Consider the following 269-nt stretch of genomic DNA (forward strand, 5'->3'; position numbering starts at 1 on the left):
AAGCGCATTTCCCGATTCTTCCCATCTTGATAGGCTACATGGTCTTCATCAGCTTCAATGTATAGGCAGTCTACTTGACGTTTTTCTCCCACCGGCAACGTAACAGAATCCGGGCAATACTTATGCACAATATTCTTGACGGTCTGACGACGATGAATCCCGATATGTTCGAAACTATCCAGGGTCGCTTGATAAGAATGCTTACTGGCCTTCTCGTAAATGGCTGCCTCTAAATCTAGATCCACGCGCTGGTGAGGTGTGAGCGATAA

General features: G+C 46.5%; 1 protein-coding gene. It reads right to left on the reverse strand.

Annotated elements, in window-relative coordinates; translation table 11 throughout:
* A partial coding sequence (locus tag HMPREF2811_RS03560; protein WP_210386537.1) for a UPF0236 family transposase-like protein occupies positions 1-269 on the reverse strand: 269 nt, incomplete at both ends.

The sequence above is a fragment of the Globicatella sp. HMSC072A10 genome, from assembly GCF_001811625.1.
GTDB lineage: Bacteria > Bacillota > Bacilli > Lactobacillales > Aerococcaceae > Globicatella > Globicatella sanguinis.